This window comes from Lacticaseibacillus huelsenbergensis, from assembly GCF_029726355.1.
Taxonomy (GTDB): domain Bacteria; phylum Bacillota; class Bacilli; order Lactobacillales; family Lactobacillaceae; genus Lacticaseibacillus; species Lacticaseibacillus casei.
In genome coordinates, this window is sequence record NZ_CP120687.1 from 2,690,046 (window position 1) to 2,706,766 (window position 16,721).

Sequence of the window (16,721 nt, forward strand, 5' to 3'; positions counted from 1 at the left end):
AGCTGGCTTACTCTGCCAGCCATCGGGTTTGGGGAAAATGAATCGCAAACGTACTGCCAACGCCGACTTTTGACGTCACCGTTAACCGCAAGCCTAATTTTTCGGCGATCTGACGGCTAAGGAATAAGCCTAATCCGCTAGCCTTTTGCGTGGCGCGCCCGTTATAGCCGGAATACCCCTGTTCAAAAATCCGCGGCAGGTCTTCTGGCAAAATTCCGATACCCGTGTCGGCGACAAAAACGGCATCCCCTTTTGCGTAAATCCGGATGGACCCGCGCGGCGTGTATTTAATGGCATTCGTCAAGAGTTGTTCAAAAATAAACCGCAGCCACTGACTATCACTGACAACGGTTGGCAATGCTTAGACGGAGACCGTTAAATCCTTGGCAATAAACAATTTAGCCAGATCGCGAACGGTTTCGTTGACGAGTGGTTTTAGCGCCACTTCGGTTAAAACCAGATCGGTGTTGAGGGTTGTCAGTTTGAGGTAGTTTAACATCACCGTCAGATAGCGATTGATTTTGCTGATTTCCAGCCGTGCATCGTTTGCATTGACCGGTTCTACCTGCAGTAGCAAATCCAAAGCCGTTAGCGGCGTTTTGATTTGGTGCGTCCACAACTGCAAGGTGTCTAACATTTCCTGCTCGCGATCGCGGTAGGTGTCGCTGTTTTTTCGCACAGTTTGTTGCAAAGACTGGATTTTTTGGTAATACGCGCGGCCCAACGGATCGGTGATTTGGGTATCGTCCAGCAACGAGACATCCGCTTGTAATTGCTGCCATTCCCGGTTGAAACGCCACAAATCGTAACCGCCAATCACGAGTAACGGAATAAGGGCGAACAGCCACATATTAAGAATGACCTCAATTGAGACATTAACCAGCCAATTTGCCAATAGACCGGTCAGAAGCAACGTGAGCAGGCTTAACCAAACCATCCAGCGTGCATGGTAATAAGCCTTAATCATGGCCGGCCTCCTTGCTGGCTAACCGGTAACCTTTGCCTTTGACTGTTTCGATCAGTTGCGCCAGGCCAACCGGTGCGACTTTCTTGCGCAGCCGATTCATATTCACGGCTAATGCATTGCGGTCGATAAACTCGTCACCTTCCCACAATTTTTCGATCATGGCTTCGCGGGTCACAACTTCGCCATTGGCACTAAACAAAAGGCTCAACAATTTAGTCTCAGTGGGTGTGATATCAAGCACGCCTGCTGGTGAGCGAAGCTGATTATCGGTTGGTACCAGTGTGAAATCGTCGTGGGTTAAATTAGTCTCGGTTTGCTGATACTGATAAGTCCGCCGCAGCATCCCCTGAATCTTCGCCAACAAAACCGGCAATTCGATCGGTTTGGCCAAAAAGTCGTCAGCACCCAGGTTCATGGCCATCACGAGGTTCATATCATCGCCGGAACTCGTCAGAAAAATAACTGGTACGTTGCTGTGCTTGCGCAGCTCACTCAGCCAGTGAAAGCCGTTAAAATATGGCAGACTGATGTCCATAATCACGAGATCCGGTGCCGCGGCGCGAATTTCTTCGTCGACTTGGTCAAATTTTTTAACCAGGCTGACCGTGAACGCCCAGCGGTTCAGGTAATTGGCGATCGTTTTAGCGATCACATCGTCGTCTTCAACAATAAAAATCTTTTGGGGCATGCTCATTGCGCTCCCTTCGTGGTGATTCGTGGGTTTTTTTGATCTTTTGATTTACACTAAAGTCAGTTTCTATTTTAACTGATTTCAGGTGTTTAAGTTGGGACAATCAAAAATCGGCTGGCAAGGACAAACTGCGGCCTTTCTGTTAAGTCAAAATTTATTTGTTTTCGGTACGTCAACCGTCTTTTTTGCGGTGCTTTGGGACATTGCCTTAAAAACGTCTTCAGGCGCGTGGATGACGTATGTATCATTGGCGACTTCGTTACCGGCGATTTTAATCTCCTTATCCGCTGGAGTTTTGGCTGATAGGTACAATCGAAAATGGCTGATTGTCCTCTCTGCCGTTGCGGTCACGGTTTTGACCCTCGCTGTTGCCTACGTGTTTGCTTTTGTGACTCAGGAGCTGTGGCTGTTGCTGGTGATTGCCGTGATCCGCAGCTTTGGCAACGGACTGGAAAATCCGGCGGCCAATGCCTTACTGCCGCAGCTGGTGCCAGCCAAGCAAATTACGCGGGTGAATGGCTACAATCAAATTTTGATGGCGGCGATGCTGGTGATGTCACCGTTGTTGGCGGGCTATATTTTAAGCGATCTGGGAATCTTCTGGATATTCGTCATTGATGCTTTGACCGCGGCGTTGGCAGTACTTTGCCTAGGGGTGGTTCACGTACCGACGCCAACTGCGCGCCGGGATCGAGCCAGCAAACGGCAAAATGGGATCTTGGCCGGCCTGCGTTACGTGGGGAATACACCGTTGCTGTTGGCGTTCATGTTGTTTACCGGCGCGGCCTTTATTTTAATTGCGCCATCCTCGCAACTATCAACGTTGTATGTGAATCGGACATTTGGCTCGGAAGTCTGGCATTTGACGTTCAACGAATGGTCGTGGACGATCGGTGCTGGCTTAGGGGGCCTGTTTATTGCCCGCCACAAAAAGTTTCGCGATCAGCTTGGCCTCATCGCCATTGGCTTTGCCGGCAGCGGTATTGCGTTTGCGGAAATGGGGCTGAAACAGCCGTTCATCACTTATCTGTTCTTCATGTTTATTTCCGGTATTTTTTATCCGTTGATTCAAGCCGGCCAGACGATTTATCTGCAGGAGAATGTACCAGCAGATAAGTTAGGGCGCGTCTTTTCGTTATGGGCAATCCTATCGACCGGTATCTATCCGCTGGCGATGTTGGCATATGGACCATTGGCAGATTGGGTGCCGATCGGATGGATTTTCATCGTCACCGGGCTACTATTAATTGGCGTTGCTTACTGGTTCTGGCAGCGGTTAAAAAAATTGAGTTGGTAGCGATGCCTACTGCTGATCACGATGTATTCAAAAATGCCTCATCACGACGGGCCGAACAACGGCACTTCATGTGTGATGAGGCGTTTTTCTATTCAAGTTTAAAATCGCTGAAGAGCTGCTGGCAAAAGACGCCAGTGGTCAGTCATCATGACCCACCAGCAGACGTTTGCGAGCAATATGTTTATTTAAAAAAGGTGACTTTACTTGCTGGGATTCGATAAAGTGAGTCCGGCGCATTCTTTGGCTTACCCACCGCAATAAGCAGCGTTGGCATGAAATGCTCAGGATCAAGATCCAATGCCGGTAAGATCTTCTCGTGATCAAAGCCGGTCATGGCGCCGGTTTCATAGCCATAGGCGCGCGCAGCCAACATGAAGGACATGGCGGACAGACTGCTGTTTTGAATGATGAATTCACGCAACGCCTGTTTGTCGGTTTGGAAAGATGCCACCAGATTTTCGATCATGGGTTTTTGATGCTCAACGGCGCGGTCGGTCAGCAAGCCTGCTGCCGCTGCTCGCTTGAACAGTTCTGCTTCAAATGGCCCTAAATCCAGTTCACCACCGACAAGCACAACCGCGGATGCGGACAGAATTTCCGGTGCATTAGTTCCAGCCACGCTGGCGATTTTTTCTTTTGCTGCGTTACTTTGGGCAACGACAAAACGGGTCGGTTGCATGTTGAGTGCGCTTGGCGCTTTTGTCGCATAGGTAATCATCTGCAGCAATTCGCCTTTGCTGATAGTAATTTCCGGATCAAATTCGCGTGCAGTGTGGCGTTTCATGACGACTTCATCAAAGTTATTGTTTTCCAACATCAAATTCACCTCTTAGAATGTGAGCGTGAGCCGGCGCGCTTAGAAGTCGGAGTGTACGTGGCCTTGGGTGTGATGGCCCGGGCTTAGGCCATTGCGACCAAGGTCCTTACACGCAGACTTCTGCGCCGGGGAACGCGTTAATATTTTTGGACATCTTCAGGATACGCTAAATGTTGGCGTTTTCCTAGTGATATTTAAAAATGGTATAGGCCTTATAAGAAAAATGGAAGCGCCATCATTGGTCTGCTATGCCATCGTCAACTGTAATGCGCCTAATTCTGTAATCGCCGCTGTCAATTGATCGCCAGGCTTCAAAAAGACTTGCGGATCGCGGCCAACACCCGTACCACTCGGCGTTCCGGTGAAGATGAGATCGCCGGGCTGCAGTGCCACAATCCCACTAAGATAATGGATTAACGTCGGTACTTTAAAAATCAGTTGGTCCAGACTTGCCTGTTGCATCACCTGACCATTGACCGTTGTTGTGATTTGTAGCCGATCCAGATTGGCGATTTCGTCAGGTGATGTGACCCACGGACCGATGGGTGAATAGTTTTGAAACGACTTTGCCAAAGAAAATTGCGGTTCCGCATTGGCAAACTGAACAGCCCGATCGCTTAAATCTTCGCCGACCATCCAGCCGGCAACATGGCGCATCGCCTCGCCTTCAGGAATATTGCGGCCACCAAGCCCGATCACCACGACTAACTCGGTTTCCCAGTCGGTTTTGGGCCCATGCATGCGCACCGTGGCAGTCGGCTTGGCCAATGAGCTACTGAATTTGGTAAAAACACTTGGAACCGTTGGCAACTTGATGTGAATTTCTTCCGAGTGATCCAAAAAGTTCATCCCGATCGCAAAAATCTGCTGGCTAGTCGTGATGGGTGCTTCCAGCTGGTCAGCGGTAAATTGAAAAGTCGGCCCGAGCGTTAATGATGCCGGCTTCGTTAAGGCAGTCAAAACTTCCGGCGCATTCGTAATCGGTTGTGCGGTCGATGCTGACGTGATCAGATGCGGCTGACCGCCAATGTTGGCAATTTTCACTTGAAAAACTTCCTTTCAGAAGTATTAAGGTACGTCTTCAGTTTACTTCTGAAAAATCGTGGTGCCAAATGTATTGGCCGTGGTAGATGAGTTAATCTTAGGTGACGCGAGGCGATGAACTAAGACATGATCTTGGTACACGCTCATCAGAGATTCGCCTGAAACGCCTGAATAACTTGCTGAACGGCTTGATTTTGGCTTGCGGTTCCAAAAGTGACTCTCAACCAGCCAGGCATGAGTCCGTCACGAACAAGAAAGCCGTGCTGAAGCAATTCCTGCTTGAGAGATTGCGCTTGGTTTTGTGGTGCCTGAAAAAATTGAAAGTTCGTTTGGCTAAGATAATGCGGCAACGCCCTATCTGTCAAAAAAGTTTCCCAGCTGCGACGTGCCTGCCGAACGCGGCTTCGTGTTATCTGAACAAACCCCTGATCAGCCAATGCAGCCTGTGCGCTTAATTGTGCGATGGTGCTGAGGTTATAAGGTAAGCGAACCGACTGAAGATAGCTGACCAGTTGCTTCGGGAAAATACCAAAACCAACGCGAAAATTGGCCAGCCCGTAGATTTTGGAAAAAGTGCGTAAGACAACCAGATTATCGAATTGCGGCAGCAGGCCGATTGCACTTGTGGCGGGATAGTCGTCGGTGAATTCGATATAAGCTTCGTCTACCAGAACCAGTACATCTTCCGGTACTTGGCGCATGAACCGGGTTAATGCCGTCAGTGACAGCAGTGTGCCTGTGGGATTGTTCGGGTTACATAACCATATCAGCTTTGTTCGTGGTGTGATGGCCTGCACCATCGCGGCTAGATCGAAGTTGCCGGTTTCGGGTTGAACCGGGACATCCACCACCTTGGCGCCTTCAATCTCGGCATGTAACCGGTATTCGGAAAACGTTGGCCAAGGTTCGACAACTTCATCCCCCGGCTCCAAAAAGGTTCGGGCAATTAAGGCAATCACTTCGTCAAGACCGTTGCCAAACACAAGTTGCTCGCTTGCGACATGAAGGTGATCGGCAACGGCCATTCGCAACTGACTCGCGTTACCATCTGGATAATCGCGACTTTGCGTAAAATCCCAGTTAGCCACCGCCTGTCTTACTTCAGGACTGGTACCAAAAGGGTTTTCGTTTGCCGACATTCGAATTAAGCTGGTTAACCCCAGTTCTTTTTTCAAATCGGCCAACGGTTTTTCCGGTGTGTAGGGTTGTAAATGCTTAACGGTGTGTTTAAGCATGTCTCTTCCTCCTGTATGCAAAGAAGTGAGCGTGAGCCGGCGCGGTTAGAAGTCGGAGTGTAAGTGGGCTTGGGCGTGATGGCCCGGGCTTAGGCCATTGCGACCAAGGTCCTTACACGTAGACTTCTGCGCCAGGGAGCGCGTTATAGCGAGCGTGAACCAGTGGCGTTAAATGTGTGGCTACCGCGGGCTATTCAACCATCAATATTTATTGATGCTGCTGCGTTCCTTCAGACGACTCATTTTCCCTTCGCGACTTGCCAATTCCGCTTCGATCTGATCAAGCGTAATACCCCGTTCAACCATCAACACCAGAACGTGATAAGTCAAATCAGCGACTTCGAGGACGAAGGCGGCGTCATCAGGATTTTTGGCAGCGACAATGACCTCGGTGCTTTCTTCGCCGACTTTTTTTAGAATCTTGTCCAGCCCCTTGGTGAAGAGATAATCCGTATAGGAACCGGGAATCGGTTGGGCTTGGCGGTCTTTGATGAGGTCATATAGTTCGGTGATACTTTGTTTGGCAGCTGTCATGGCTGATCATTCCTTTCTTGCATAAGTGCGATAAAAACAACTCGTGTGCCCGGTGTGACAGGCGGGACCTGCGGGTAGAACCGATATCAGCAACGTGTCCGCATCGCAGTCAACGGCGATTGATTGGACTCTTTGGATGTTGCCGCTAGTTTCACCTTTGTGCCACAACATCTGGCGACTGCGCGACCAAAACCAGGTTTCACCGGTTTCCAGGGTTTTTTCAAAACTTTCGGCATTCATGTACGCCACCATCAAAACCTGTTGGGTCCGAGCATCTTGAATAACCGTTGTGATCAACCCTGAGCCCTTTTTAAAATCAAGTGCGATCATCGAACCGCCACCTTTGCTTGTTTTAAAACCGTTTTGACTTCGGGGATGGTTAATTGACCAAAATGGAAAATTGACGCGGCGAGGCCGGCCGAAACGGCGGTCTCTTTGAACAAGGCAACGAAATCTTCGGCGGAACCTGCACCGCCGCTTGCGACAATGGGAACTGTTACCGCGGCACTTAATTGGCGATATAGGGCTAAGTCGAAGCCCTCCTGAGTGCCATCAGCGTCCATTGACGTGACCAGTAGCTCCCCTGCTCCGGCAGCAACTGCCTGCTTAGCCCACTGAATCGCATCGAGATCCACCGGCGTGCGGCCACCATTAATCGTGACCTGGTAGCGTTGGCGTTCCGCTTGCCACCGGGTGTCAATGGCGACTACGACCGCCTGACTGCCGAATGTCTCGGCACCGGCCGTGATAAGTTTCGGCTGCTTCACAGCGGCCGAGTTTAAAGCAATCTTGTCAGCTCCGGCGCGCAACAAGTCGTGCATATCGGCAACTGAGCGAATCCCCCCGCCAACTGTGAGCGGCATGAAAACCTGCGCTGCCACTGCGGCCACTGTTTGAGTCATGGTTTGGCGGGCGTCAGTCGTGGCAGTGATGTCCAGAAAGACAAGTTCATCGGCTCCTTGGGCTTCATAAGCTTTGGCGATGGCAACCGGGTCGCCGACATCTTTGAGTTGAATGAAATGAACGCCTTTTTTAACCCGTCCCTGATCGACATCAAGGCATGAAATAATTCGTTTGGTCAGCATCGTCATCCTCCAATTCTTTGAGCTTGTTCAGTTCGATGGCGCCGGTTTGCCACGCTTTTCCGATAATGGCGGCGTGAATGTCGGCTGTGCGTAAGACGGTTAAGTCAGCCAGCGTCCGAACACCACCACTAGCTACAATGTTGATCTCAGGGATGGCGTGTTGAAGCGTCCTTAGTAAGTCAACGTTTGGCCCTTGCATCGTGCCATCCCGGCCGATATCGGTCACGATCACCGTCTGCACCCCGGCTGTCTGCATCGTTTGCATCACGGCCAGGGCGTTTTGCCGAGTCGTGGTCAGCCAGCCGTTTGTGGCGACTTTACCAGAGCGAACGTCAATGCCGACAACAATTCGCCGTGAACCAAATTGCGCAATCGCTTGCTCAACCATTTCAGGATCCGTAATGGCAACGGAACCGAGGACAAGGCGATCAATACCGGCTGTCAGATATTCATTCATCGTTGCCAGATTGCGAATACCGCCGCCAAGTTCGATAAACGCCGAGGTGTGTTGGCGAATGGTCTTGATGGCAGCTTGATTAATCGGTTGTTGGGCGCGGGCGCCGTCTAAATCAACCAAGTGCAGACGGGTTAAACCTGCAGCATTTAACCGTGCCACCTGGTCCAGCGGGTCCGCGCTTAAACTGACGCGTTGGTAATCGCCTTGCGTTAAGCGGACGCTTTTGCCGGCTAATAAATCAATGGCTGGATAAAGTTGCATGGTCGGTCATCTCCTTAAAACGCTGCAAACCGGCAAGGCCAATCGCACCGCTTTTTTCTGGGTGAAATTGCGTGCCGAGAATATTTTGGCGCCGAACGATACTGGTCAGTGGTTGGCCGTAATCGGTCGTGGCGAGTGTATACGCACTTTTTGTTTGGACGTAATAAGAATGCACGAAATAGGTCGCTTGATTGGCAAATCCTGCTGCAAACGGATCGTCTTGGGTCAGCGTGTTGGTGTTCCAGCCCATGTGTGGGATAGAGATGCCTTCTTTTGTCGGAATCGCGACCACCTGTCCGGGGATAAGCCCTAGGCCTTGCGTTTCACCAAACTCCTCGCTGCGATCAAACAAGAGCTGCATGCCTAAGCAGATGCCCAGTAATGGTTTACCAGTGGCGGCAAAAGCCTGAATCACCGAGACGAGGTGCCTTTGCTGCAAGGCGTTCATGGCCGTTTTAAAGGCGCCCACCCCTGGCAAAATCAGACCGCTTGCTGCCATGATAATGGCGGGATCGGCGGAAAGTTGATTGTCAATCGCCAAATATTCAAGCGCTTTTTTGACGTTAAGCGTGTTGCCGGTGTCATAGTCCACGATGACGATCATCAAATCACTCCCTTAGTTGACGGTATCCCCTTGACGGCCGGATTCTCGGCAACGGCCGCTTGCATGCTGCGACCAAGTGCTTTGAACAAGGCTTCAATTTTATGATGGGTATTGCGTCCGTATAAAACAGCCGCATGCAGGTTAAACTCGCCGGCAAAGGCAATTGCCTGGAAAAAGTCTTCGGTGACTTCCGTGTCAAAGCCCCCCAATCGTTGGTTGGTTAACTCGGCGTCAAACACTAGATAAGCGCGACCGGAAAGATCAACGACCACGCGCGCCAGTGTTTCATCCATGGGGACAAAGGCGCTGCCAAAACGTTCAATACCCGCTTTGTCACCGAGCGCTTGCTTAAAACAGTTACCTAAGACAATGCCGGTATCTTCAATCGTGTGATGCGGGTCGACATCCAGGTCGCCTTGGGCTTTGATTGTCAGGCCAAAGCGGCCATGCTTGGCAAACGCCTCTAGCATATGGTCAAAAAAGCCAATGCCCGTATCGATGGCAATACCGCTTTGCTGATCAAGGTTGAGACTGATCGTGATTTGGGTTTCTTTGGTTGTTCGGGTGATCGTGGCTGTACGCATGGAAATACCTCCTTGTCGTTAAGTGATGCGTTGACAAACATTTATCGGGCTGTCCGTTTCAAAATGGCTTCAGCATGACCGTCTAGTCCCTCGGTTCGCGCCAACGTCACGATCGCATCAGCTTGTCGCGCCAGCGCTTCGGAACTGTACTGAATAAATTGGGTTCGTTTCACAAAATCATAAACGCCTAAAGGTGAGAAAAATCGCGCCGATCCGGCAGTTGGCAAGACGTGGTTCGGACCGGCCACATAATCGCCCACCGGTTCTGCAGCATTTTCGCCAAGGAAGACCGAACCAGCATGCTGGATTCGATTTAAGTAAGTGATCGGATCAGGCAACTGGACCTCCAAGTGTTCCGGCGCAATCGTGTTCATGAGGGTAAATGCGGCATTTGTGTCGGTAACAACAGCGATAAAGCCCTGATTCCTGATCGCGGTGCGGGCAATGGCCGCTCGCGGCAACGTTGCTAACTGAATTTCGACTTGATCACTGACGGCCTCAGCCAACTTTTCACTAGGTGTAACGAGCATTGCCCGGGCGTTGGGATCATGTTCTGCTTGCGACAAGAGGTCGGCGGCTACACGCACAGGATTGGCCGAATCGTCAGCAATAATCCCGATTTCCGATGGACCGGCAATCATATCGATGGCAACTGCTCCGAAGACTTGTTTTTTGGCTTCCGCGACATATTGATTTCCTGGCCCCATAATTTTGTCGACGCGTGGGATGGTCTCCGTACCAAAAGCCAAAGCCCCGATCGCCTGGGCGCCACCGATCTGGTAAATTTCGTCAATGCCAGCCAATTTGGCAGCGGCCAAAACCACAGGATTAAGTCCCGCTTTTTGCGGTGGTGTCACCATGACGATTTTTTTGACACCCGCAAGTTTGGCCGGGATCGCCGTCATAAGAATCGTTGACGGATAAGCAGCAGTACCTCCGGGAACGTACAAACCAACCGCATCAAGCGGCGTCACTTTTTGGCCGCGAATGATGCCCAGGGATGGACTATCGATGAAACCGTGGCTGATTTCTAACTGGTGGTAACTTGTGATGTTGGTCTTGGCCAAGTTCAACGCTGTTAATAATTTCGGCGATAAGTTTGCCAAGGCAGCATCAATTGTTGCTTGTGGAACGCGCAGGTCGTCGATTGAGACGTGATCAAGTTGCTTGCTGTAGTTCCGCAAAGCAGCGTCTCCTTTTGCTTTCACGTTAGCCAGAATTTCCTGTACGGTTGTTTGAACCGCCGTATTTTGTGTTAGGTTTTGTTCGCGGGCGGCGACTTGTTGCTGAAGTTGGGTTAAAGTGCCGGTAAGAATTTTCATGTTAAACCTCCTGGGGACGAACCCGTTTCAGTGCCTGGATGAGTTGGTAAATGGCAGATTTCTTTTGCTTGAGCGCCAGCCGATTCACCACAAGATGGGTGGACACTGGCGTTAGTGTGGCAAAAACCTTCAAATGATTTTCGCGTAAGGTCGTCCCGGTTTCAGTGATGTCGACAATCGCATCAGCCATGCCGGTCAGCGGTGCCAGCTCAACCGAGCCTTCAATTTTAATCATCTCAACGTCTTCGCCTTGTGTCTGAAAATAGCTCTGGGCGATGTGCGGATATTTGGTGGCGATTCGTTTGCGACTTGTCTGATATGGGTCAAAGTCAGGGGTTGATGCGAGAATGAAGCGGCAACGACCGGTTCTAAGATCCAACAGGTCAAACTGTTGGTGACCTTGTTCCTCGAGAATATCCGAACCGACAATGCCAATATCCACCGTGCCACGGTTCAAGTAAGTCAAGACATCAGGCGCTTTGACAAGGACAAAATGGAAATCCGGATCATCGGTAAAGAGCAAGCGCCGGCTTTTTTCCTGGAGCGGCATACAGTCAATACCGGCAGCGCTGAGTAGTGGCAGCACCTGTTCAGTTGTCCTGCCTTTTGCCAATGCAATGGTTAACGTCATAGTGTGGCCTCCTTGGGGGAAAGATCAATTAAGCGAGCATGGCGACTTTTTGCCAATGCCCGGGCTTCAGCAAGCGAATCGACGAGGCAAAGCCGGGCATTGGGCGTTGTGGCGACAACTGCTGCTGCTTCCTGCCATTGGGAAGGTAAGCCATAGACAAAGGTCTGCGGCGATGCGGTCGGTTCCTGAACGGTGTCCGTTAAGGCATCCACATCAAATGCCAATCCGACTGCCGGCAGCAGATCGCGTTGGAAGCTCGCCATGAGCTGGTCATAGCGCCCACCGCTAAACAGATATTCGCGCCGATTAGGGACGTAAGCGTGGAAGAAAATGCCGGTGTAATAGGATTGCGGCGGCTGACTGGTTAAGTCCAGCGTGACGTTAAGATCCGGGAATTGGTCCTTCAAGAAATCAACTGTTATCTGCAGACGTGTTACCTGCTCGCCCACAAATGCCGGTGGCAATAATTGCCTTAATTGTTCGAAAACGGTCGCAGCTGGACCGAATAACCACGGCCATTGTTTTAAGAAGGGGTACAACGCATTGGCAGCCAGTGGTTCAATCAACCGTTCGTAGGCGTTGAGATTCTTCGCGAAAAAGGCCGTCTGCAATGCGGCTTCGGTTTCCGGGTCCAGCGCCAAAGCCTGCAGAATTTGCGGAACAAAGCGTGCATCGGAAAGTTCTAGCGTTAAATCGCCAACCTTCAAATCATTACAAATGCGGATGGCCTCGTTTAAACACGCCCATTCGGCTTTCAAAGACGCGTAACCGATCAATTCAATGCCTGCTTGGGTGATTTGGTTGTAGGTACCGCTCAGACTTTTTCTGACGCGGAAAATATCGCCGACATACCACCAGTGAACCGGCGGCTGAATATTGGTGGTGCTCAATAAGCGCGCCAATGGCAACGTCAAATCCGGTCGCATCACAACGGTCTCCCCTGCATCATCGAGCATCTGATAAGGTTGTTCACCCGTGACGGTCAGCGGCTGAAAAACATCGCGATATTCCAACAAGGGCGTTTTGACCCGATCGAATCCGGCATCGATAAAATGGCGACTCATGATTTGAATTAGGTTTTCTTTACGGATAGCGCGCGGCCCGAATTCGTCGCGGGTACCAACAGGTAAATGGCGATTTGACATGACGGTGCTCCTTTCGCTGGTGCGGGTTTTTCTGGTGCGAAGTTGTTGGGGGGCGTGTTGGCTGGTGATTAGTCTAGTTGAATTTTTGCTATCTATAGCGCGCCGGCTCACGCTCACACCATAACGCGTTCGCCAGCCCAGAAACCTGCGTGTAAGGACCTTGGTCGCAATGGCCAAAGACCAGCCATCACGCCCAAGGCCGCTTACACTCCGGTTTCTAACCGGGCTGGCTCACGCTCACGCAAAAAAAGCCCCCGAAAACGTTTTTACGTTTTCGAGGGCGACTGGTGATCGCGGTACCACCTCAATTTTGTTTAGACCTCACGACCCAAACCTCACCTACCAGCCACAAGTCGGCTTGCGCGAACTGTGACTGGCAGCGGTGATAACGCAACGGGTGCGTGACAGCCTACTTGGTTCAGCCATCAAGTTCTTAGATGTGTGTTCGGCTGGTCGATCGCACCTTCTCAGCAATGGGCGCTCTCTTGGGATCGGTGGTAGCTTACTTGGTCTAATCACAACTTCATGTTTGTTAATGTGACTCTAATCATAACGACCTTTAGAAAAATGTCAACCACTTTTTTAAAATAACTGCATTAGGTTCCGAGATTGCCAACCGTTTGTTTTTTAATTTAGATGCAAGAACGAGATTGCGATATTCAAAATGATCATTTTGCCAGCGGAGATGTCGTCTTCAGAAAATCGAGCAATAACCCCTGCACTTCAGCATCCTGTTCTGGGGTTCCAAAGCTTTGGCGAATCCATCCGGGAACCATACTATCGCGCACCAGATAGCCATGTTGCTTTAAGAAAGCGCCTAATGCTTGTGGTTGCGCCACTTGGTACAGCATAAAGTTGGTCTGGGTGGCGTAATGCCGGATGTGATGGTGATCGAAGAATGCTGTCCATTGCTGGCGCGCCGCAAAAAGTTGGCGTTTAACTTTTTGCGTGAAAGCAACATCTTTCCATGCTGCCAAAGCGGCCGTCTGACTGAGGCCGCTAATGTTATAAGGCAAGCGCACGTTTTGCATTTTCGGAATGAGCGCCTTGGGGACGATGCTAAAACCAACGCGGAAATTGGCGAGTCCGTAAAGTTTGGAAAAGGTGCGCATCACCAATAAATTGGCAAACTTTGTGATCAGCGGCAAGACGGAAGGATTGGCGACCTGATCAACAAAGTCAATATAGGCTTCATCCACGACAACCAAAATTTCCGGCGGCACCTGTGCCATGAATTCGGCAATTTCACTGACCGGCAAGTAGGTTCCGGTGGGATTGTTTGGGTTGCATAACCAAATGACTTTCGTTTTCGGTGTGATGCCTGCCAACAGGGCTTGAAGATCAATGCTTCCTGTGGTATCGTCGACCGGTGCATTGACCGTCACAGCACCCGCAATCGCCGCCTGTAGCTGATACTCCGGATAAGTCGGCCATGGCTGAAGGCTCTCGTCGCCAACGTCAAGGAAGGTTCGGCAAATCAAGGCAATCATTTCGTCCAAGCCACTTGAAAAAAGTAGTTGATCAGCAGGAATGTGCAGCCGCTCCGCCACGGCGGTTCGCAACGGCATGGCATCCGGATCAGGATAACTGCGAGCTTGTGAAAAAGTCCAATTGGCAATGGCTTCCTGTACTTTAGGAGAAGTACCGACAGGATTTTCATTAAAAGATAAGCGCGTTAGTTTTGCCAAACCTGCCGCCTTCGCGATTCTTTCCGGGGTGCTGTCCGATACATAATCCGGCAACCCGGCGATACTTTTGCGCAACATCACGCCACCTGCTTTCTTAATTGCCTTAGAGTTTACCCGCATTTGGGTGCAATGTAAATATAAAATGCATAAATATTCATAAATGTAACAGAGACTAACCTTGTTTTTCTTTCTTGAAATTTTCAAATGTTATTCAACTGCTCTAAATATAAAAGACATTGGCGTTTTTTTTATCACCTACGCCAGACGATGTTCGTTGCCAAAAGTTTTTCGCCATCGACTTTTGCCCACACAAACAGGCACTAAAAGACGGGATTCAGTCCTTTAGTGCCTGTTTGGTGTCATGGATCAGCGAACATCAGCTATTGGCAACAAAGGCTAAATAGTAAGTCACTGCCGCAACGGTTTGAGCCGAGTTGATTTTACCTGCCTTAACGCCTTCAACCAGCTCAGAAAACGGCACTAAACGACTGGTGACGAATTCGTCCTTATCGAAATCCTGCGACGTTTTGGCGGCTAAGTCAATGTTGGCCAGCACAAGATTGACTGTTTCATCGGTCATCCCTTCACTGGAACGGACCGCGGTCAGCCACTGCAAATCATGGGTCAGATAACCCGTTTCCTCATGCAGTTCCCTGCTCGCCGCAGTTTGCCAATCTTCACCAGGATCGATTAATCCGGCAGGCAATCCAAAAACTTCGCTGTTGGTTGCCACCCGATATTCCCGATTGACTAACACTCGCCCATCGTTTGTCAGTGCCAGCATGGCAACAGCATTGGCGTGGCGAATCAAATCGCGTTCAACCGTCAGACCATCAGGCGTTTTGATTTTTTGCGTCACAACATTGAAAATCGGACCGTGATAATGCGGCGTTTCACTTAAAATTTTTCCCTTCGCTAAGGGTTGGTCAAAAAACATGCTGGAATCCTCCTTCAATAACACGCTCCTGCTCACGCTCAAATCAAAAAAGCCGCGCCTGGACGCGACTTTACTTATGCTTTGGTGAAATCCTTCATCCATGCTAGGGCAATGGCCTTTTCGCCTAAGTGTGTCCCGACAACCGGGCCGAAATAGGAAAGTTCGAACGGAACAGTCGGAAACTTCTGCTGAAGATCCGTCAACCAGCGCTGTGCTTCCTCAGGGTCATTAGCATGAATCACCACAGCGCGAATCGGATAATCGACTCGTTCAAGTTCTTGCTGGAACAATGTCTCAACGCGGGCGTAAGCTTTTTTGATGGAACGGATTTTTTCGATAGCGACGATTTTATGGGACTGATCGTCGAAAGTTAATAATGGCTTAATTTTCAGCATACCGCCAATAAAGGCTGAGGCATTACTTAAGCGGCCGCCGCGGACAAGATTCTGTAAGTCATTGACAATGAAGTATTCGCCCATGGTGCTGCGCAGATCATCCAGCCGGGCCAAAATGGCTTCTGGGTCTTTGCCGGCTTCAGCCATTTGCGCTGCGGCTAGAACCAACCAGCCCATTAGGATAACGGTAATTTGGGAATCGTAAACATAAACTTTAGCGCCATGAACTTCATCAACAGCACCTTTTAAGGTATTGACAAAGCCGGAAATCGTGCTGGCAAGATGAATGCTGATAATGGTGTCATAGCCTTCGTTGGCGAGATTTTCGTAAAGCTTCAGCATCTCACCCAGTGGCGGTTGCGTGGTGCTGGGAAATGTTTTTGCGGTTTTTAGTTTGGCGTAGAATTCTTCTGTGGTAATATCCTTACCTTCGTCATAGACTGCGCCGTCAAGAATGACCGGAATCGGCACCACGGTAATGTGATGTTTGTCGATTTCGGCTTGCGGCAGATAACAGGTACTATCCGTCACGATAGCAGTTTTCATACAGGCACCCACTTTTTTAAAAATGATTGTCTACATCATACCATAAAATGCAAAGATCAAGGAGAAACACCCGGGAGCGTGTTATCTAAATTTGACGCTGGATGCTTCAACCGTTCTCCAGATACTACCTTTCAACACTAACTATGCTATATTTTGAGCATAGACAATTCCAAGGAGGACCTTGCAATGACGACTTCAAAGCATACCACATTGGCCGTGGTCAAAATGACCAGTAAGCACCAGATCACCATTCCCAAGGCCGTTCGTGAAAAACTGGGATTGAGCGATCATGATAAGCTTGTTTTTCAGCTGACTGATCATGGACAAGTTATGATCGATAAAGAACAAAAGTCGGATCTATGGTCGATTATTCGCGAACAGGATGCGGCCCACGGTAGTATCGACACACCTGAGCCTGATTGGGGGAAAGGTGTTGGGGCAGAGTTGATCGATGACTGAAAATAGAAGGTTTCACTAGAGC

The 16,721-nt window shown here is 50.1% G+C and carries 18 protein-coding genes and 1 pseudogene; 2 read left to right on the plus strand and 17 right to left on the minus strand.

The features are described 5' to 3' along the window. Positions 1 to 7 precede the first annotated feature (7 nt). Together LHUE1_RS12410 and LHUE1_RS12415 are read right to left on the minus strand one after the other, a co-directional pair. Positions 8 to 967 (minus strand): annotated as a pseudogene (locus tag LHUE1_RS12410) (sensor histidine kinase). Further along, the gene (locus LHUE1_RS12415) at positions 960 to 1,655 is read right to left on the minus strand and encodes a response regulator transcription factor (RefSeq protein ID WP_010488338.1); all 696 of its coding nucleotides are present in this window, start codon (positions 1,653 to 1,655) and stop codon (positions 960 to 962) included. Before LHUE1_RS12415 ends, LHUE1_RS12410 begins: the two are co-directional and overlap by 8 nt. Positions 1,656 to 1,752: 97 nt before the next feature. Here LHUE1_RS12415 and LHUE1_RS12420 point away from each other — a divergent pair, with 97 nt between their 5' ends. After that, positions 1,753 to 2,955 (plus strand): MFS transporter, encoded by a 1,203-nt coding sequence (locus LHUE1_RS12420; RefSeq protein ID WP_049169809.1) that lies wholly within the window; start codon positions 1,753 to 1,755, stop codon positions 2,953 to 2,955. 181 nt (positions 2,956 to 3,136) lie between these two features. On the opposite strand, the gene LHUE1_RS12425 is transcribed toward LHUE1_RS12420, so the two are convergent. From LHUE1_RS12425 to LHUE1_RS12495, 15 genes are all read right to left on the minus strand, one after another. Continuing rightward, positions 3,137 to 3,772, minus strand: a complete 636-nt coding sequence (locus LHUE1_RS12425) for a nitroreductase family protein (RefSeq protein WP_049169810.1) — start codon at positions 3,770 to 3,772, stop codon at positions 3,137 to 3,139. 246 nt (positions 3,773 to 4,018) lie between these two features. After that, positions 4,019 to 4,816 (minus strand): fumarylacetoacetate hydrolase family protein, encoded by a 798-nt coding sequence (locus LHUE1_RS12430; RefSeq protein ID WP_277848242.1) that lies wholly within the window; start codon positions 4,814 to 4,816, stop codon positions 4,019 to 4,021. 146 nt (positions 4,817 to 4,962) lie between these two features. Continuing rightward, the gene (hisC, locus tag LHUE1_RS12435) at positions 4,963 to 6,051 is read right to left on the minus strand and encodes a histidinol-phosphate transaminase (protein WP_049169812.1); all 1,089 of its coding nucleotides are present in this window, start codon (positions 6,049 to 6,051) and stop codon (positions 4,963 to 4,965) included. A 201-nt stretch (positions 6,052 to 6,252) separates the two neighbouring features. After that, positions 6,253 to 6,585 (minus strand): phosphoribosyl-ATP diphosphatase, encoded by a 333-nt coding sequence (gene hisE / locus LHUE1_RS12440; RefSeq protein ID WP_047106138.1) that lies wholly within the window; start codon positions 6,583 to 6,585, stop codon positions 6,253 to 6,255. Between the two features lie 6 nt (positions 6,586 to 6,591). Continuing rightward, complete coding sequence (gene hisI / locus LHUE1_RS12445) at positions 6,592 to 6,915, minus strand: phosphoribosyl-AMP cyclohydrolase (RefSeq protein ID WP_049169813.1); 324 nt, start codon at positions 6,913 to 6,915, stop codon at positions 6,592 to 6,594. Beyond that, entirely contained in the window at positions 6,912 to 7,670 is a 759-nt protein-coding gene (gene hisF, locus LHUE1_RS12450) for an imidazole glycerol phosphate synthase subunit HisF (protein WP_049169814.1), read from the minus strand. Before hisF ends, hisI begins: the two co-directional genes overlap by 4 nt. After that, a complete protein-coding gene (gene hisA / locus LHUE1_RS12455) occupies positions 7,639 to 8,388 on the minus strand; it encodes a 1-(5-phosphoribosyl)-5-[(5-phosphoribosylamino)methylideneamino]imidazole-4-carboxamide isomerase (protein WP_049169815.1) in 750 nt (249 codons plus the stop codon). The genes hisF and hisA overlap by 32 nt, the downstream gene beginning before the upstream one ends. Next, the gene (gene hisH / locus LHUE1_RS12460) at positions 8,366 to 8,992 is read right to left on the minus strand and encodes an imidazole glycerol phosphate synthase subunit HisH (protein WP_049169816.1); all 627 of its coding nucleotides are present in this window, start codon (positions 8,990 to 8,992) and stop codon (positions 8,366 to 8,368) included. Before hisH ends, hisA begins: the two co-directional genes overlap by 23 nt. Next, positions 8,992 to 9,576, minus strand: coding sequence for an imidazoleglycerol-phosphate dehydratase HisB (gene hisB, locus LHUE1_RS12465; protein ID WP_049169817.1), 585 nt, complete (start codon positions 9,574 to 9,576; stop codon positions 8,992 to 8,994). Before hisB ends, hisH begins: the two co-directional genes overlap by 1 nt. Positions 9,577 to 9,617: 41 nt before the next feature. After that, positions 9,618 to 10,898 (minus strand): histidinol dehydrogenase, encoded by a 1,281-nt coding sequence (gene hisD, locus LHUE1_RS12470; protein ID WP_049169818.1) that lies wholly within the window; start codon positions 10,896 to 10,898, stop codon positions 9,618 to 9,620. A gap of 1 nt (position 10,899) precedes the next feature. Then, positions 10,900 to 11,529 carry an ATP phosphoribosyltransferase gene (gene hisG, locus LHUE1_RS12475; protein ID WP_049169819.1) on the minus strand — a complete coding sequence of 210 codons (630 nt, stop codon included), beginning with the start codon at positions 11,527 to 11,529 and terminating at the stop codon, positions 10,900 to 10,902. Then, a complete protein-coding gene (locus tag LHUE1_RS12480; protein WP_049169820.1) occupies positions 11,526 to 12,674 on the minus strand; it encodes an ATP phosphoribosyltransferase regulatory subunit in 1,149 nt (382 codons plus the stop codon). Before LHUE1_RS12480 ends, hisG begins: the two co-directional genes overlap by 4 nt. Before the next feature lie 668 nt (positions 12,675 to 13,342). Continuing rightward, the gene (hisC, locus tag LHUE1_RS12485; protein WP_277848243.1) at positions 13,343 to 14,440 is read right to left on the minus strand and encodes a histidinol-phosphate transaminase; all 1,098 of its coding nucleotides are present in this window, start codon (positions 14,438 to 14,440) and stop codon (positions 13,343 to 13,345) included. 298 nt (positions 14,441 to 14,738) lie between these two features. Beyond that, on the minus strand, positions 14,739 to 15,299 hold the full coding sequence (locus tag LHUE1_RS12490; RefSeq protein ID WP_049169822.1) for an NUDIX hydrolase: 561 nt from the start codon (positions 15,297 to 15,299) through the stop codon (positions 14,739 to 14,741). A gap of 74 nt (positions 15,300 to 15,373) precedes the next feature. Then, on the minus strand, positions 15,374 to 16,240 hold the full coding sequence (locus LHUE1_RS12495; protein ID WP_049169823.1) for a DegV family protein: 867 nt from the start codon (positions 16,238 to 16,240) through the stop codon (positions 15,374 to 15,376). Positions 16,241 to 16,426: 186 nt separating this feature from the next. On the opposite strand from LHUE1_RS12495, the gene LHUE1_RS12500 reads away from it, so the two are divergent. Beyond that, positions 16,427 to 16,699 (plus strand): AbrB/MazE/SpoVT family DNA-binding domain-containing protein, encoded by a 273-nt coding sequence (locus LHUE1_RS12500; protein ID WP_049169824.1) that lies wholly within the window; start codon positions 16,427 to 16,429, stop codon positions 16,697 to 16,699. Positions 16,700 to 16,721 lie beyond the last annotated feature (22 nt).

What these genes read in the sequence shown, in the direction of transcription:
- LHUE1_RS12415 (WP_010488338.1), bottom strand. Translation starts at nt 1,655, where the DNA reads ATGCCCCAAAAGATTTTTATTGTTGAAGACGACGATGTGATCGCTAAA.
- LHUE1_RS12425 (WP_049169810.1), bottom strand. Translation starts at nt 3,772, where the DNA reads ATGTTGGAAAACAATAACTTTGATGAAGTCGTCATGAAACGCCACACT.
- hisC (WP_049169812.1), bottom strand. Translation starts at nt 6,051, where the DNA reads ATGCTTAAACACACCGTTAAGCATTTACAACCCTACACACCGGAAAAA.
- hisE (WP_047106138.1), bottom strand. Translation starts at nt 6,585, where the DNA reads ATGACAGCTGCCAAACAAAGTATCACCGAACTATATGACCTCATCAAA.
- hisI (WP_049169813.1), bottom strand. Translation starts at nt 6,915, where the DNA reads ATGATCGCACTTGATTTTAAAAAGGGCTCAGGGTTGATCACAACGGTT.
- hisF (WP_049169814.1), bottom strand. Translation starts at nt 7,670, where the DNA reads ATGCTGACCAAACGAATTATTTCATGCCTTGATGTCGATCAGGGACGG.
- hisA (WP_049169815.1), bottom strand. Translation starts at nt 8,388, where the DNA reads ATGCAACTTTATCCAGCCATTGATTTATTAGCCGGCAAAAGCGTCCGC.
- hisH (WP_049169816.1), bottom strand. Translation starts at nt 8,992, where the DNA reads ATGATCGTCATCGTGGACTATGACACCGGCAACACGCTTAACGTCAAA.
- hisB (WP_049169817.1), bottom strand. Translation starts at nt 9,576, where the DNA reads ATGCGTACAGCCACGATCACCCGAACAACCAAAGAAACCCAAATCACG.
- hisD (WP_049169818.1), bottom strand. Translation starts at nt 10,898, where the DNA reads ATGAAAATTCTTACCGGCACTTTAACCCAACTTCAGCAACAAGTCGCC.
- hisG (WP_049169819.1), bottom strand. Translation starts at nt 11,529, where the DNA reads ATGACGTTAACCATTGCATTGGCAAAAGGCAGGACAACTGAACAGGTG.
- LHUE1_RS12480 (WP_049169820.1), bottom strand. Translation starts at nt 12,674, where the DNA reads ATGTCAAATCGCCATTTACCTGTTGGTACCCGCGACGAATTCGGGCCG.
- hisC (WP_277848243.1), bottom strand. Translation starts at nt 14,440, where the DNA reads ATGTTGCGCAAAAGTATCGCCGGGTTGCCGGATTATGTATCGGACAGC.
- LHUE1_RS12490 (WP_049169822.1), bottom strand. Translation starts at nt 15,299, where the DNA reads ATGTTTTTTGACCAACCCTTAGCGAAGGGAAAAATTTTAAGTGAAACG.
- LHUE1_RS12495 (WP_049169823.1), bottom strand. Translation starts at nt 16,240, where the DNA reads ATGAAAACTGCTATCGTGACGGATAGTACCTGTTATCTGCCGCAAGCC.
- LHUE1_RS12500 (WP_049169824.1), top strand. Translation starts at nt 16,427, where the DNA reads ATGACGACTTCAAAGCATACCACATTGGCCGTGGTCAAAATGACCAGT.